The sequence below is a fragment of the Lyngbya sp. CCY1209 genome, from assembly GCF_055795065.1.
The window spans coordinates 1-15,402 of record NZ_JAYFER010000585.1 but is presented as its reverse complement, the minus strand read 5'-3'; the positions used below and the strand labels follow the sequence as shown (position 1 = coordinate 15,402).

Genomic DNA, 15,402 nt, shown 5'->3' with positions numbered 1-15,402 from the left:
TTCTCCCCCCTTACAAAGGGGGGCTGGGGGGGATGCTTCACTGTTTGGGAACCGAAAAATCCCCCTAAATCCCCCTTTGAAAGGGGGACTTTGAAACCAATTCTCCCCAATCCGATGCGAGAGTATTTGTGCGATTAGCTTGGTAATTCAATTCCCAAGGGGTGTTTCTCCGCAGCGATACATCTGAAAATAATAGCCGGGAACGTAAGATTTCGTACCGGGTTCGAGTTGGCAATTGTAGAGGGAGGGATCGAAGTGGGCGGAAAAATTGACCGTCCACAAATTCAGGGGGCGGGGCCATTTTTTGAGGGTGCGATCGAGGGTCGCCGTGGCAGTCAAACCCTCTTTTTCGTACTTGTGGGCAAGCAGGAAAAAGGGCGATAATTCTGGCATTCCAAACTTTTGCAATTCCCAGGCGATTCCCATCATTTCCCCCGTCTGTTCGTGGCTTTTATGAACCGTGGCGATCAGGGTGGGAATCTCCGGATTAGAATGGGACGCGATCGCCCTCGCCACCCATTCCGGGCGATCGGGTTTCTGGTAGGCGAAATTATGGGCGACCATCAACCCACTGAAAAAGGAAACAGTCAAAATGAGAGCGATCGCCCATCTTCGCCCATCATATTTTCCGGGATTTTGCCACCCCGCCGCCAATCCCGCCGCCACGATTAACAAAATAGCCGGAAAGTAAATAAACTGATATCGAGCCGCCAACGTGAGGTCGATGCCGAACCCCCAGGCGATCGCCAAAAACAGCACCAAAACTACCAGCGTCAAACCCCCCCACAACTGCACGGACTCCCGCCGGGATGGGGGCAGAACCCGCCAACCGTCAACCCAAACTTTCCCCAATATTCCCAAAATAAAGAAGGTAACGATACCGGAAATTATAATAACCGGTAAGGACTGATTTTCCACCGGCAACAAAACCACCATCGTCGTCAACCAAGCCACAATTCTGGCAATGGGTTGAATCAATATTTCCATCGGATCGCCGGGAGACGCCCAGGCCGTCAACTCGCTGTCCCCGCCGGAAATTTGCAGGAAAATGGGCAGCCAAACCAGCCCCCCCGCCGCCGTCCCCAAGGCGACGAAATAGAACCCCTTCCAAGTTTTGAAGGCCGGAAATTGTAACGGAGAACGGCGGAGATCCCGAATCCAAAGCCCCAAAACCATCGCCCCTTCTGCGAGTAACAGAAAGGCGAAAAAGAAATGCACCGCCACCCCCAACGTATTGATCCCGACGCCGACGATAACCAGCCACGGGGGGAGAGACATTTGGCGGTTCAGACGGCGAATTCCGGCGCTCAGACAAGCCAAAGATGCGATCGCCAACAAAATCGCCAAAGTGTAGTGTCGGGCTTCCTGGGCCAAATAAACGCCGAAGGGAGAAACGGCCATCAAGGCCGCGGCTATTTGTGCGACAATTCGGGAACGAAAGGACAGCCCAGCCAACCCGAATAAAGCGGGCACCGTCGCCACACCAAATAGAACACTGAGCGATCGCGCGATGCCGATGGGGACGAGCTCGCCGGCGGGGGCCAACCCGTCAACCCAAAGGTGCGTCAGCATGAAATAGACGGGGGGATGGTTACTTTCCGCGAATAACCGCTCGGGGACGGCCGCGACTCCCAAACTCGGATCGACTTCCAGGGGGTGCAGGAGCAGTTCCGGGGCGATGGGCACGTCCAGGGGAATTTGATGGAATCCCCGTCCGAGACTGAAGGCGAGGGTGGCAAATTCGTCGCTCCAGATCGGTTTGGCATCCAAATCAATCAGGCGTACAATTAAAGCGATCGCACACCAAAGGATTAACAAAATCAAGTGAATGGGATTTTCTGGGGGGGACGTTCCGCGATCGCGTCGTGCCATGATTTACCGACACCCTGACAGAAATGACGCCCTATTGTAGATCGGATTTTCGCTGTCCCTACCCCCAAACGTCAGTTTTTGCGATCGCGTTGAGGTACGGGAACCACCAACACCGGAGAGTCCGCTTTCCGGAGAATCCCCCCGCTGACACTGCCGACGATCGCCTGAAACAGACGGCCGTGGCCGTGGGAACCCACAATCACCAGATCGGCCTTCAGCTTCTCCACTTCCGCCAAAATCGTCTCGACGGTCGCCCCCTGAATCGTCAAACCCGTGGCATCGATGCCCTTTTGACGCAGGGTTTGAGTCCACTCCTGGAGTTGATGATGTTCTTTGCGATAGGCGTTGGCGGTATCTTCCCGCACCGAAGGGGGGCCGCTGCCGAACCCCACAAAGTCCGGTTCCGGGGCGACGGCGTGGATCAGCCACAGCTTGCACCCGAAGGCCCGGGCCAATTTTTCCGCCTGGGCGATCGTGGCGGGCGTGACGTCCGAGAAATCGATCGCGGCCAAAATATTTTGCATGGGGTGCTACATCCAGTGAGATGCCAAATCATATCATTCTGAAACCCTTCCGGCAAGGAGCGGACGGCGACGACGGCCCAAAAAAAAAGAGAGAGCTGCTTGAGCGACTCTCTCTACCATCAGGGTGCATCTACATAACATAATATAGCTTTTTTGGGGTGAGGGGTCAAGCCCCCTATTTAAAGATTGTGTAAAGAAAATGCCGTCATTTATTAAAGTTTGGTAAAGCCTAAACCGGACTCAGTTCGAGTTATGGCGCTTCGCGTTGGGTGTAGGGGGTAGGGAAAAAAAGAAGTGAGAAAGTCCTCACTCCTCACTCCTTGCAATCAGGGTTTCAAAGTTTGTTCCCGAAGCAATCGCCTGAAGGAATCGAGTTGTCAACTATACAATACATCGTCAAGAATAATTGCGGATAAAATAGAAATGCGATCGAATGCACGATCGTTGGTTAAAAAAAGATCGCAGTTGGCATTTATGGCGGTAGTCGCATGAATTGCATCCGGTGTTTTTAAATTCGTTCTCGCCCTCAATTCGGCCGCACCCAATAGAATTTCTCTCTCAATGGGAATCAATTGTATTTGTGTCGATTCCAGAAGATTTCGATAATCTTCGATCAAAGTATAATTTTCTTGTCTGATTGGCATGACCAATACTTCCATCAGGGTCAACTCGCTGGTCATCAGTTCGATATCGCCGATTTGAAACCGTTCCCAAAGCGGTTGAAGGAGCGAGTAATAGGATGGGTTGGCTTCGACGGTATAAATGACAACTGATGTGTCGATATAAACCGATTGAAAATCGGATAGATTTAGCTGTCCCATGAATCCCTTTCTATGGCAAGATCGCGGTTGATGTCTTCGGCGGAACGTTGGGGATGACGATCGCGCAACTCCTCCAAAAACTTGAGGATATTCTGCCGGCCGATCGCTTTTCGTGGGGGAAGAACCACAAAAACTTCGACTTCCTGACCTTCACAACCCGACGGAATTTGAACTTCCACTTTATTGCCGGGAAGGACTTTGGTGGTGATTCGGATGGCGGACTGCATCATTGATTGACCGACCTTTTCTCAAATGGTTGTTTGTGTTCTCACCCTCAACCGTAGCACGGGCGCGATCGCACCCCCGCACCCCCCACCCGCCGAGAAGTTGCTATTATGAGAAGGAGTGTTAAGAAATGTAAAGACCGATGGCAGAGGTTCACAGCGGAAACGCCCGCAAACGGGCGATCGTAATCGGCGCCGGTATCGGCGGACTCACCGCCGGGGCACTGCTGGCCCGTCGTGGCTACTCCGTGTCCATTTTCGACCAGGCGATCGTCCCCGGGGGATGCGCGTCTACCTTCCGGCGCCGGGGGTTCACCTTCGATGTCGGCGCCACCCAGGTGGCGGGGTTGGAACCGGGGGGCATTCACCACCGGATTTTCTCGGAATTGCAGATCGACCTACCCGAGGCCACGCCCTGCGATCCCGCCTGCGCGGTTTTTCTACCCGGAGAAACCGAACCCGTCAGCATCTGGCGCGACCCGGAAAAATGGCGCCTGGAACGGCAGCGGCAGTTTCCCGGAAGCGAACCGTTTTGGCAGTTGATGGGAACGTTATTTGACGCCAGTTGGCGGTTTCAAAGTCGCGATCCGGTGTTGCCACCGCGCCATATTTGGGATATAATACAATTAGCGAAAGCGTTTCGACCGGATACGTTGATCACCCTGCCCTTTACGTTTTTAACCGTCGGCAATTTGCTCAAACTTTACGGACTCGATCGCGATCGCCGCCTGAAAACCTTCCTCGATTTGCAGTTAAAATTGTACTCCCAGGTCAACACCGACGAAACCGCCCTGCTGTACGCGGCGACGGCTTTGGGTGTCTCCCAGGAACCCCAGGGATTGTATCACCTCCAGGGCAGTATGCAGGTGTTGAGCGATCGCCTAGTGGAGAGTTTGGAACGGGACGGGGGAACCCTGCGGATGCGCCACACCGTCGAGGCGATCGCCACCGAAAACGGAAAGGCCGTGGCGGTGACAATTCGCGACCAAAAAAATGGGAAAACCTGGCGAGAAACCGCCGATGTAATTATCGGCAATCTCACCGTTCAAAATGTGGTAAAATTGTTGGGAGAGAAAGATAATATTTCTCCGAATATCGGCGATCGCATCTACCGCCACAGGATCGAAAATCTTCCCCCTGCGTCTGGCGCGTTTGTCGTGTATTTGGGAGTGGATGAATCCGCCATCCCCCCGGGCTGTCCCCCCCACCTACAATTCCTCTACGATTACGACGGGCCGATCGCGGAAAATAATTCCCTATTCGTCTCCGTCAGCAAACCCGGGGACGGACGGGCGCCGGACGGGAAAGCCACCATCACGGCTTCGAGTTTTACGGATACTGAAAAATGGTGGAATTGTGAGGATTACGAACAGTTAAAAGAACAGTATACAAAAGATGCGATCGCCCGCCTGGGTTCCTACTTTCACCTCACCCCAGAAACGATCGTCCACCGAGAAGCCGCCACCCCCCGCACCTTCGCCCGCTACACGGCCCGCGATCGGGGTGTGGTCGGGGGCGTGGGCCAGCGAATTTCCACCTTCGGCCCCTTCGGGTTCGCCAACCGCACCCCCGTTGACGGACTCTGGCTGGTGGGGGACTGCACCCATCCCGGCGAGGGCACCGCAGGCGTCTCCTATTCCGCCTGGACGGTGGTCCGGCAACTCGAAGCCTGCCAATAACAAAATCTGTGGCGGCAACCTTATAGGGTTGCCTGTGAATCCACGATCGGAAAGGGCGAATGCCATTCGCCCCTACAATTACCCTTAAATCAATTTGACGAGTCGCAACGCAAACAGGAGCCCGGCGGCGGCACCGAGGGCGACAACGTAAAGCAGGGCGTAGGCGATCGCACCGTCAATGGTCATGGTCAATACTCCAGAATGTTAGTTGAGCTCGGAGAGTCGTCGGGTTGACTTTCTCGTGCCGTATTATAGGGGTTTGGGGGGATTTGGTCAATTGAGTGGCAATGCCCGATAGAGTGGTTTGCGATCGCATCAGATACGGACGATCCCCCTAAATCCCCCTTCACAAGGGGGACTTTTACTGCACAACCGGACTTCAATTGTTTCAATCCCTAAAAGGGATTTTGGATAGTTGCAACAATCATCCTGGCGATCGCCAGGGAAAAGATGGCTCGGTTTCAATCCCTAAAAGGGATTTTGGATAGTTGCAACTCAAAAATTGGGGGTTTCCCCATGCCGATGAATCGAGGTTTCAATCCCTAAAAGGGATTTTGGATAGTTGCAACGGAGGGATGATTGACCATGTATGACGAACCCATCCGTTTCAATCCCTAAAAGGGATTTTGGATAGTTGCAACCACCAACTGCAGCCACTCAAAGAACAGATTATCAAGGTTTCAATCCCTAAAAGGGATTTTGGATAGTTGCAACCTACCTCTACCGATGGCACGTCGAATCCTATAGTGTTTCAATCCCTAAAAGGGATTTTGGATAGTTGCAACAAGCGCTGGCGGGAGTGGCCGTCGCCCCCGTCGCCACGTTTCAATCCCTAAAAGGGATTTTGGATAGTTGCAACCCGCCCGAAATCATCTGAAAAAATTAGCGAAAAAGTGTTTCAATCCCTAAAAGGGATTTTGGATAGTTGCAACTTGAATAAATATCAGTCGGGTGAGACAAAGTTTCCGACTGGTTTCAATCCCTAAAAGGGATTTTGGATAGTTGCAACAAACTGAAAGCAAGCAACAAAAGCCGGATAAACATTCGTTTCAATCCCTAAAAGGGATTTTGGATAGTTGCAACAGGTGTTAGAAATGGCTTTCGCGGCTAGAACTCACCTGTTTCAATCCCTAAAAGGGATTTTGGATAGTTGCAACTTTACGGATTGACTCTAGCACGGTAGCCGACCCCGGTTTCAATCCCTAAAAGGGATTTTGGATAGTTGCAACGCTTCATTATCTTGAGCGCGGCAAACGACCCGAAAACGTTTCAATCCCTAAAAGGGATTTTGGATAGTTGCAACGATCCACACACAACAGGAAAATTCAACCCATTTCTCGTTTCAATCCCTAAAAGGGATTTTGGATAGTTGCAACTACTGATTCGATATTCGTACCATGTATTAAGGAGGTTTCAATCCCTAAAAGGGATTTTGGATAGTTGCAACAGCTCCCAGAAAAAATATCTTATCCCGTTTTGCGGAGTTTCAATCCCTAAAAGGGATTTTGGATAGTTGCAACGATACCGATCACCCCTTCAGGATCGGCAGTATCGCCGTTTCAATCCCTAAAAGGGATTTTGGATAGTTGCAACATTGGGCTGTCCCCGGTGGAACTAACATTGTTCCGGTTTCAATCCCTAAAAGGGATTTTGGATAGTTGCAACTGCCACCCATTGAAACCTGTGCTGTATGCAGTTTTCAAGGTTCATTTGCGCGATGCCCCCTAATAATAGCACGATCGCGATCGAAAAAGCAAGCCCAAATCGCCGAAACCCTTGCCCTGTAAGGTGCGCGGGGGTGTCGGAGCGACGATCGCCCTCAAAGCCAGTGCTGACGGAGGATTCAGGCAAATCCAGAAACCCGCCAATTTCTACAGCCACCCCGTCGCGCAGTTTCATCCCGAACCCCCCATTCCCGAACCCGCCGATTTTGCGCTGTCGCATCGCCACCGTCCCGACTGAAAAACCTCTCTAAATGGTAGCATGAGGGATCGAGAACAATCGGTAACGAAGAAACCATCATGTCATCCGTCATACCCGTCAACTTGGGGCCGATGTCCTACGAGATCGCCGTCGCCGCGGGCAATTTGGATCGGTTGGGCCCCCTGATGTCCCCCCTGAAATTGGGCAAAAAAGTATTGCTGGTGTCGAACCCCGAAATCTTTCAACACTACGGAGAACGGGCGATCGCATCCCTGGAAACGGCTGGATTTCAAGTGGCGTCGTGCACCCTCCCCGCCGGGGAACAGTACAAAACCCCCCAAACCCTACAGTTAATATATGATGCGGCGTTGGAACATCGCCTCGAACGCAACTCCACAATCGTGGCCCTCGGCGGCGGCGTCGTCGGGGACATGGCGGGATTCGCGGCGGCGACGTGGCTGCGGGGAATCAATGTCGTGCAGGTGCCCACGTCTCTATTGGCGATGGTGGATGCCTCCGTCGGCGGCAAAACCGGGGTGAACCATCCCCGGGGAAAAAACCTGATCGGCGCCTTTCACCAACCGCGTCTGGTGGCGATCGATCCGGAAGTGTTGGCGACGTTGCCGGAACGGGAATTTCGGGCCGGAATGGCGGAGGTGATCAAATATGGGGTGATTTGGGATGGGGAATTGTTTTCCCAGTTGGAAAAAACCGATCGCCTCGATCGCATGGAAGCCGTGGCGCCGGAACAGTTGCAGGAAATTTTAGTCCGATCCTGTCAGAGTAAGGCGGATGTCGTCAGTAAAGACGAAAAAGAATCGGGACTGCGGGCGATTTTGAATTACGGCCACACCATCGGCCACGCGGTGGAGAGTTTGACGGGTTATACTGAATTGGTGCACGGGGAAGCGGTGGCGATCGGCATGGTGGCGGCCAGTCAAATTGCGGTGCACCTAGACCTGTGGCCTTCCGAGTGCGATCGCCGTCAATTGGAATTAATTGAAAAGGCGGGTTTGCCGGTTCGCCTCCCGACGGGGTTGAAGATTGACGACATTATCGACCTGCTGCAAACTGATAAAAAGGTGAAGGATGGCAAGGTGCGGTTTATCCTCCCCACCGCGATCGGGACGGTTATCATTAGCGATCGCGTCCCTTCGGAAACCATCCGCGACGTGTTGCAGAAAATGTGAGTCCCAATTTCCGGATCTGATCTGAGTGCTATATTGTCCCTCTTTGCTCTTGTCATGTCGGAAAAGCCGGTGTTATGATCGAGCTAGTTCAATCCCTCTGATTTCTGACAAAGCCCCGTCAGAACTGTTAAAAATTATGACAAATATTGAGTCAATTAACCCGATGGAAAGTCGGGGATCCCTCACCTCTCCGGAAGAGTCAAGTTTGGCGAAAGTCTATTCTTCACTCAAAATCGTCGAGTATCTACTCCTGACCGCTTCGATCTGCACCGTATTGTTGTTCTATTTTGCGACCGAAAATCAGCAGACATTTGCCCTGTATTTGATCGGTTTTCTGTCCGCGCTTTTCTTCGTCTTCCTGATCAAAGGACAGGTGGGATCTAGCTTGGAAAGATTGCAGATTCAGTCGGATATTATCACCAAATCTGAAATCCAAAACTCCATGCTGGATGCCGATGAAGGGTCGGCGAAAACCAAAATCGCGGTAGCCCGAACCCGGGCGCTGAAGTACAGCCAAGAATTGATCAACGATTACAAAAGAACGCGGGTCAATTCGCGCAACATCTACTACATTTCCCAAGTTTCCACCGTCATTTTATCCGGCGTCACCCCCATTCTCGTCGTCGTCGAACGATTGGACACGGGGCCGTCTTGGTTTAAGTGGCTGCCGGTCATCTTTCCGGCTATCTCGGCGATCGTTTCCAGTATCGTCACCTCTTTTCCCTTCCAAGAACGATGGATCGAAGCCAACAAAACCGTTGAATTGCTGGAAGCGGAACAGGAAAAATTCATTTTGGGAATCAGTCCGGCTTACCGCTGCACCGACGTTTCGGAGCCCCGGGAACGTCAAAAGCGAGCCCAAGTGGCGATCGAAAACTTTATCACCCAGGTGAACACAGTCCACTTGAAGCAGATTCAACAAGTCGCCGCCGAGAAGCAAGAAGAGGAGAAAAAGGAGGAAAAAACGGAATCCAATTCCCCCGCAGCAGTCCGGGTTTAGTGAGCTCAACCTGCAACTGATATCGGGCGGATCGCTGGCTTGAAAATAGTCGCGATCGCCCCCAAAACTGACCAACTGAAACGATCCACAACTCTGGGGACAGTAAAAATGCTGTCCCCATTGCCGTTTCGATACAGACAAAACGGCCGGTAAAATTGTGGGAAAATTCGACATTTATAACATTCAATCATGCTGGGACTCGGAATAGACGGCGGCGGGACGAAAACGGTTTGCGTGTTGATGGACGATCGCGGCAAGGTTTTGGGGCGGGGAGAGGCTGGACCTTCCAACTATCAAACCATCGGACTCGAAGCCGCCGGAAGTGCCATCAAAAAAGCCATACTCCAAGCCGTCAGTCAGGCGACGGGTGAAATCACGGTTGGCGGGTTGGGTTTGGGACTCGCGGGGGTGGGGCGCCCGGAGGATGTGGAAACGGTGCGAAAATGGGTCGGACAGATCCAATCGGACCCCGATTTTCCCCTCAATTGGGATGTCAAACCGGAAAATTTTGCGATCGGCGGCGATAACGCGATCGCCCTGGTGGGGGGGTTGGGCCACGATGTGGGAATTGTCGCGATCGCCGGGACGGGCTCCCAGATTTTCGGCCGCAATTCGCAGGGAAAAACCAAGCGAGTCGGCGGGTGGGGTTACATCCTCGGCGACGAGGGCGGCGGCTACGATATCGCCGTTCGTGGGTTGCGGGCCGTGATGCGATCGTTTGACGGACGTCTGCCGCCGACGGCGTTGACAGAAGCGTTTTTATCGCACTTCAATTTGGAGTCTCCGGACGGGTTGATCGAGGTGATTTACCGGCGGAATTTGGCGGTCAAAGACATCGCCGCATTGTCCCCCATCGTCGATCGCGTGGCGGCGGATGGCGACACCCTTGGCGATCGGATTATTACTGATATTTCCGAGGAATTGATCGGGGCGACAAAAGTGGCGATCGCAGAATTATTCGACCCGGCGGAAGCCTTGGAAATCGTCACAATGGGGGGAGTTTGGCGCGGCATGGCGAACCTCCGACGCCGATTTATTGCTGGAATAAGTGCGATCGCTCCCCAAGCAGACGTGCTCTGGCCCCGCCACGAACCCGCCTATGGTGCGGCGCTGTTAGCACTCAACTTGGACTCCGGAGTATCCCATTGATAGGTGTCCCACAATTTGACAGATCGGTTATTTTGGGGTAAAATAGGTTTCCCAGATATGTCATCAATATTTTATGTTGCTTTAATTCGGAAAAATCAAAATGTCTATCGTCGTTTTAAAGAATTTCAGAAAGCGATCGCCCGAAAAAATTATCGATAATCTCAACCAAATTTCTGTCGATATTATAGCACTACGCATTTAGGTTAGGACACCTCCTCTCTCTGTGTTCCTCTGTGCCTCTGTGGTAAAAATTTCGATTTGAAATCATTTAAAGAACTCGGTAAAAATTACACTTCTCAAGACCTATTCAAAATTAAAAATATAGTTATTATCTATCTCAAACAAATTTTAATCAATATCGCAAATTATTTGGACGACCGAGACTATTTAGAAAAATAAAATTTGAAGCCAGATAGATTAGGTCTTGAAATTTCCGAGTTCAAATTTTCTCATCGATCGCCCCCCACTTTCCCCCATCCCGACTCTCCGACAGATGTCCCATCCTGGGGAATTTGTATAATGGGAGTGAGCCGAACTTGCCTCTAGACCTGAAACGGCGAATGGGGGTGATGTAGTGACAGTTGTCAGACAACGATTGAATAGATGATGGTCAAAAAACCAAATTTGACATTTTTGCAACTTGTAAATATGAGTGTCGGATTCTTCGGCATTCAGTTTGGCTGGGGTTTACAGATGGCAAATATGAGCGCCATCTTTGAACATCTCGGCGCCGAGGCTCACGAAATACCGATCCTGTGGCTGGCGGCGCCCCTGACGGGGCTATTCGTCCAGCCGATAATCGGCCACATGAGTGACAACACCTGGTGCGCGTTGGGACGGAGACGGCCCTATTTTTTGGTCGGCGCCATCTTCAGTTCCATCGCCCTGGTGTTCATGCCCAGCGCTTCAGCCCTCTGGATGGCGGCGGGACTGCTGTGGATACTCGACACCTCCGCCAACATCAGTATGGAGCCCTTCCGGGCCTTTGTCGGCGATTTGCTGCCCGAAGATCAGCGCACCCGGGGTTTCGCCATGCAGGGTTTGTTCATCGGGTTGGGTGCGGTGACGGCATCCGCGTTTCCCTGGCTGTTGAACCACGTTTTCCACGTTTCGTCCATCAGCGAGCCCGGACGGGCCATTCCCCTCACCGTGCAGTTATCTTTCTATACCGGCGCGGCGTTTTTCTTGGGGACGGTGCTGTGGACGGTGTTGAGCACGGAGGAATATCCCCCAGAGGATCTCGAAGCCTTTGAAGCCGAAAGCGGCGGCGGCGTCCTGGACGGACTCCGGGAAATTTGGGATGCTCTGCGGGATATGCCGGAGACGATGCGGCAGTTGTCCTGGGTGCAGTGGTTTACCTGGATGGGGATGTATTGTATTTTCCTCTATTTTCCCCCCGCCGTCGCCCGCAATATTTTCGGGGCGGTGGACCAGAATTCGGTGCTCTATTCCGACGGGGTGGAGTGGGCCGGACTCTGCATCGCGGCTTACAATGCAGTGTGTTTCGGCTTCTCTTTTGTGCTCCCCCAACTTGCCAAAGCCACCAACCGACAGATTGCCCACGCTTTCTGTTTAGCTTGCGGTGCGGTGGGGCTGTTTTCCCTGGCGGCGATCGACAATAAATATCTGCTATTATTGCCGATGATCGGGGTGGGAATTGCTTGGTCGAGCATCCTTTCCATGCCTTACGCGATGCTGGTGGGATGTCTGCCGCCGGAACGGACGGGAATCTACATGGGAATTTTTAATTTCTTTATCGTTTTGCCGCAGATTACCGTCTCTCTGGGCTTCGGTTGGGTGATGCGAAATCTCCTGAACGACGATCGCCTGATGGCCGTGATTATCGGCGGGGCGTTCTTTCTGATCGCCGCCGTCCTCACCCAGCGAATCGAACCTTTGCCGAGAGTTGTCCCCGGCGCCAATAAGGCGATTCAACAACCCGATTATTGATCGGTTTTGGCCGGTGCAAATCCGGCTAGGGCGCAAACCTTGCGCCCCTACGGGGTTGAAATATAATGTTGGGGGTGACGGTATATTTGCCCTCGAATCGACTGTAGGGGCGTATGGCATACGCCCTCGCCAGATCCAGTTAATCTAATTCCAATCTTATGGATGAATTCGATCGCCTCGAAAGTACGATCGCCGCCTACAAAACCCGCCTGGAAACTCGCCCGGACGAGTTGTCGAATTATTGGAATTTGGGATTGGCGTTTCTCCTCAACCACGAAGATTTCGCCGCCCAGGAGGTTTGGTTCGCGGGAATCACTGCAGACGATGCCGGGGAAAGCGATCGCCGCCTCGCCACTCTGATCGAGTTTCTCAAACGGAAGTCGCGAGAGTATCAAAAAAATTACTATCCCGAACGCTCGGAATTGATCGATTATCAATTGCTCGATTTGGACGGAGATTCCCCCGAAATATACGTCCATTTGGGAGAGGCGATCGCACTTCAGGGACGGTTGGACGAGGCGATCGCGTGGTGGGTAAAGGCGACGGAAATCAAACCCGATTTATTTGACGTTTACTGCCGGTGCGGTGTCGTATTGCAAAAGTTGGGAAAATTTACCGATGCCCTCCATTATTATATCACGGCACTGTCTTTAAAATCAAATCCAGAAATTTTCTATCGCCTCGGAATCTGCTACTTGAAAACCGAACAATTGCAAAACGCCCTGGATACGTTTCGGCGGGCGATCGCGATCGCTCCCGACTTCGCCGATGCGATCGCGGATTTGGGCTGGGTTTTGCTGCGTCTTCAACGACATGAAGAGGGGATGCAGACTTGGAGATCAGCACTTCAGAGACAACCCGATTTCGCCCGATTTTATTGTGCCAACATCGCCGATTTGGAACGCGATCGCATCCGGGTAGAATTTTTAAACGGCTTACTCGAAAATAATAGCCCAACGCCCATTTTTTTACAGTTATTGGAAAAACTTCTATCATTTCACCGGCAATCCCCGCAACCCGATCGCATCCCGCCGTCGAATCCCGTCGAACCGCCCCAATTATTTTACGAATGGACGCGAGATTGGGCGGTATCTGCAAATCAACAGTATAAAGCGATCGAACCGGAAACAACCCTCAAACTCAAACCGCCCAAAACCCCGGATCATTCCGTCCATTTTAGCTTCCGATTCGGTTCCAAACTCACCCTTCCGGCTTCTTTTGTTACCGTTGTCCCTGAAGGGCGATACTGGCTAGATCCCACCCAAACCAAAAGTGCAGTTATCGCCGCAAATAATCACTTTTTAGCCGATCTGTCCCCGGACTTCCCCATTTTGAGTCCCCGACACCCCGATAAGCACCCCAGCAAACATTCAATTTTATCGCTGAAAACCTTACCAAAAATCGAATATTTTTCAGGCAATATTGCCGTTTTATCTGGGTTATCGAACGACATTTATTTTCATTGGATTTTGGATGTACTGCCAAAAATCGGATTGTTACAGAAAGCGGGATTTCAGTTATCTGAAATTGACGGATTTATCGTCCGCGATCGCCTCCCCTTTCAGCGGGAAACGTTGGATATTTTGAACATCCCAGAAACCCGCATGATCGACCCGATACACCATCCCCACATCCGGGGCGATCGCCTCATCGTCCCCTCCTTTTCCGGTCACATTTCCTGGCCAAACCCGCAAACCTGCCGGTGGTTAAAGCGACAATTTTTAGAGATTAAAGATACCACAAATAGCGATAATTTTGACCGAATTTATATTAGCCGAAAATCGGCCAAAACCCGGCGAATTTTGAATGAAGGTGAAGTGATTGAAATCCTCGAAAAATACGAATTTAAAACCGTCAACCTCGAAACCTTATCCGTCGTCGAACAGGCGAGATTATTTAACCAAGCAAAAGTTATCGTCGCCCCCCACGGCAGCGGCTTGACGAACTTGGTATTTTGTCAGCCGGGAACGATCGCGATCGAGTTATTTTCTCCCAATTACGTCTATCACTGTTACTGGTGGTTGAGCAATCTGGCGGAGTTGAATTACTATTATTGTCTAGGCGAAACCCTCCCCGGCGAATATTTGCAGCGTCTCCTGTACCCCAAAAGCGTCTCCGAAGATATCGCGATCGCCCCCCGGCGGTTGCTCGACGTGCTGAAATTTGCCAATGTGGTTTAATATCTGTAGGGGATTTGTAGATGACCCCGAAACGCCGTCAAACTTCCATATTACCATGAAATTTAAACAAGTGCTATTGGCGACGATAATCGCCGTTTTGGGATTCATTTTTCCGGTCTGGAATTGGGGTCTGATCCCCGCCGCGATCGCCGATGCCCCGTCAGCCGTCGAACTGTCGAATCAGAACCTCGCGGACGGCGTGGATCAATTTCTCCACAAAATTCCCCGGGGTTATTATACCATCATGAAAGTGGGGAAAGCCAAACAACTCACAAACGGCGATCGCGCCCTGTTCGTGGACGTGCGGGAACCCTCCGAATACGCCTCCGGACACATCAAAGGGGCGATCAATATCCCCCTGCGATCGCTCACCGACAACCTCGACAAAATCCCCCGCGATCGCACCGTCGTTCTCTACTGTTCCAGCGGCTACCGCACAGGAATCGGCGTCGCCTCCCTGCAACTGCTCGGATACGATAACGTCAAAGGATTTCCCCCCAGCATCAAAGGCTGGAAAGAAGCGGGAGAAATCTTAGAAAAATAGATTTAATAGGGAGTAGGGAGTCGGGAATCGGGAATCGGGAATCGGGAATCGGGAATCGGGAATCGGGAATAGAAATGATCGCAAGTATCGCTCGGCAAGTGTTTACAGTTCTGTTTGGGGGAAAGAATCCGAAACCCCAATTCTCCCCCCTTACAAAGGCTCCAGGAGGCAGGGGAGGCAGAAAATTTATCAATCATCTGAATATGATTTTTGCTGGTAGGGGCCCCTGGCTTGCGCCCTCGGGGAATTGATTCCCAAGCGGTCTGGATGTTCCACCCGTTTCTTCGCTCCCTCCGCTCCCCCTGCTCCCCCTGCTCCCTCCGCTCCCTCCGCTCCCTCCGCTCCC

The 15,402-nt window shown here is 52.1% G+C and carries 13 protein-coding genes and 1 CRISPR repeat array; of the genes, 8 read left to right on the top strand and 5 right to left on the bottom strand.

Annotated features, from left to right (window positions below):
• Nucleotides 1-147 precede the first annotated feature (147 nt).
• The 4 genes from AC0QHF_RS21240 to AC0QHF_RS21225 all read right to left on the bottom strand — a co-directional run bounded on the left by AC0QHF_RS21240 (nucleotide 148) and on the right by AC0QHF_RS21225 (nucleotide 3,447).
• Entirely contained in the window at nucleotides 148-1,872 is a 1,725-nt protein-coding gene (locus AC0QHF_RS21240; RefSeq protein ID WP_324706241.1) for a glycosyltransferase family 39 protein, read from the bottom strand.
• A gap of 71 nt (nucleotides 1,873-1,943) precedes the next feature.
• On the bottom strand, nucleotides 1,944-2,396 hold the full coding sequence (locus tag AC0QHF_RS21235) for a universal stress protein (RefSeq protein ID WP_324706240.1): 453 nt from the start codon (nucleotides 2,394-2,396) through the stop codon (nucleotides 1,944-1,946).
• Nucleotides 2,397-2,773: 377 nt separating this feature from the next.
• Nucleotides 2,774-3,217 (bottom strand): type II toxin-antitoxin system VapC family toxin, encoded by a 444-nt coding sequence (locus AC0QHF_RS21230; RefSeq protein WP_324706239.1) that lies wholly within the window; start codon nucleotides 3,215-3,217, stop codon nucleotides 2,774-2,776.
• Nucleotides 3,205-3,447 carry a hypothetical protein gene (locus tag AC0QHF_RS21225; RefSeq protein ID WP_324706238.1) on the bottom strand — a complete coding sequence of 81 codons (243 nt, stop codon included), beginning with the start codon at nucleotides 3,445-3,447 and terminating at the stop codon, nucleotides 3,205-3,207. Before AC0QHF_RS21225 ends, AC0QHF_RS21230 begins: the two co-directional genes overlap by 13 nt.
• Nucleotides 3,448-3,584: 137 nt before the next feature.
• On the opposite strand from AC0QHF_RS21225, the gene crtD reads away from it, so the two are divergent.
• The gene (gene crtD, locus AC0QHF_RS21220) at nucleotides 3,585-5,120 is read left to right on the top strand and encodes a C-3',4' desaturase CrtD (RefSeq protein ID WP_324706237.1); all 1,536 of its coding nucleotides are present in this window, start codon (nucleotides 3,585-3,587) and stop codon (nucleotides 5,118-5,120) included.
• Between the two features lie 84 nt (nucleotides 5,121-5,204).
• Here the strand turns inward: crtD and petL are convergent, their stop codons facing one another.
• Nucleotides 5,205-5,306 (bottom strand): cytochrome b6-f complex subunit PetL, encoded by a 102-nt coding sequence (gene petL / locus AC0QHF_RS21215; RefSeq protein WP_324706236.1) that lies wholly within the window; start codon nucleotides 5,304-5,306, stop codon nucleotides 5,205-5,207.
• 199 nt (nucleotides 5,307-5,505) lie between these two features.
• Nucleotides 5,506-6,785: a CRISPR direct-repeat array (repeat unit 37 nt; unit sequence GTTTCAATCCCTAAAAGGGATTTTGGATAGTTGCAAC).
• A gap of 111 nt (nucleotides 6,786-6,896) precedes the next feature.
• Here petL and AC0QHF_RS21210 point away from each other — a divergent pair.
• The 7 genes from AC0QHF_RS21210 to AC0QHF_RS21180 all read left to right on the top strand — a co-directional run bounded on the left by AC0QHF_RS21210 (nucleotide 6,897) and on the right by AC0QHF_RS21180 (nucleotide 15,056).
• On the top strand, nucleotides 6,897-7,082 hold the full coding sequence (locus AC0QHF_RS21210; protein ID WP_324706235.1) for a hypothetical protein: 186 nt from the start codon (nucleotides 6,897-6,899) through the stop codon (nucleotides 7,080-7,082).
• A 59-nt stretch (nucleotides 7,083-7,141) separates the two neighbouring features.
• Complete coding sequence (gene aroB / locus AC0QHF_RS21205; RefSeq protein WP_324706234.1) at nucleotides 7,142-8,233, top strand: 3-dehydroquinate synthase; 1,092 nt, start codon at nucleotides 7,142-7,144, stop codon at nucleotides 8,231-8,233.
• Between the two features lie 163 nt (nucleotides 8,234-8,396).
• Complete coding sequence (locus tag AC0QHF_RS21200) at nucleotides 8,397-9,233, top strand: DUF4231 domain-containing protein (RefSeq protein WP_324706233.1); 837 nt, start codon at nucleotides 8,397-8,399, stop codon at nucleotides 9,231-9,233.
• A gap of 186 nt (nucleotides 9,234-9,419) precedes the next feature.
• Complete coding sequence (locus AC0QHF_RS21195) at nucleotides 9,420-10,382, top strand: N-acetylglucosamine kinase (RefSeq protein ID WP_324706242.1); 963 nt, start codon at nucleotides 9,420-9,422, stop codon at nucleotides 10,380-10,382.
• A 603-nt stretch (nucleotides 10,383-10,985) separates the two neighbouring features.
• Nucleotides 10,986-12,332 (top strand): MFS transporter, encoded by a 1,347-nt coding sequence (locus AC0QHF_RS21190; RefSeq protein ID WP_324706232.1) that lies wholly within the window; start codon nucleotides 10,986-10,988, stop codon nucleotides 12,330-12,332.
• Between the two features lie 158 nt (nucleotides 12,333-12,490).
• A complete protein-coding gene (locus tag AC0QHF_RS21185) occupies nucleotides 12,491-14,512 on the top strand; it encodes a glycosyltransferase 61 family protein (protein WP_324706231.1) in 2,022 nt (673 codons plus the stop codon).
• Nucleotides 14,513-14,567: 55 nt separating this feature from the next.
• A complete protein-coding gene (locus AC0QHF_RS21180) occupies nucleotides 14,568-15,056 on the top strand; it encodes a rhodanese-like domain-containing protein (RefSeq protein ID WP_324706230.1) in 489 nt (162 codons plus the stop codon).
• The last annotated feature ends 346 nt before the right edge of the window (nucleotides 15,057-15,402 follow it).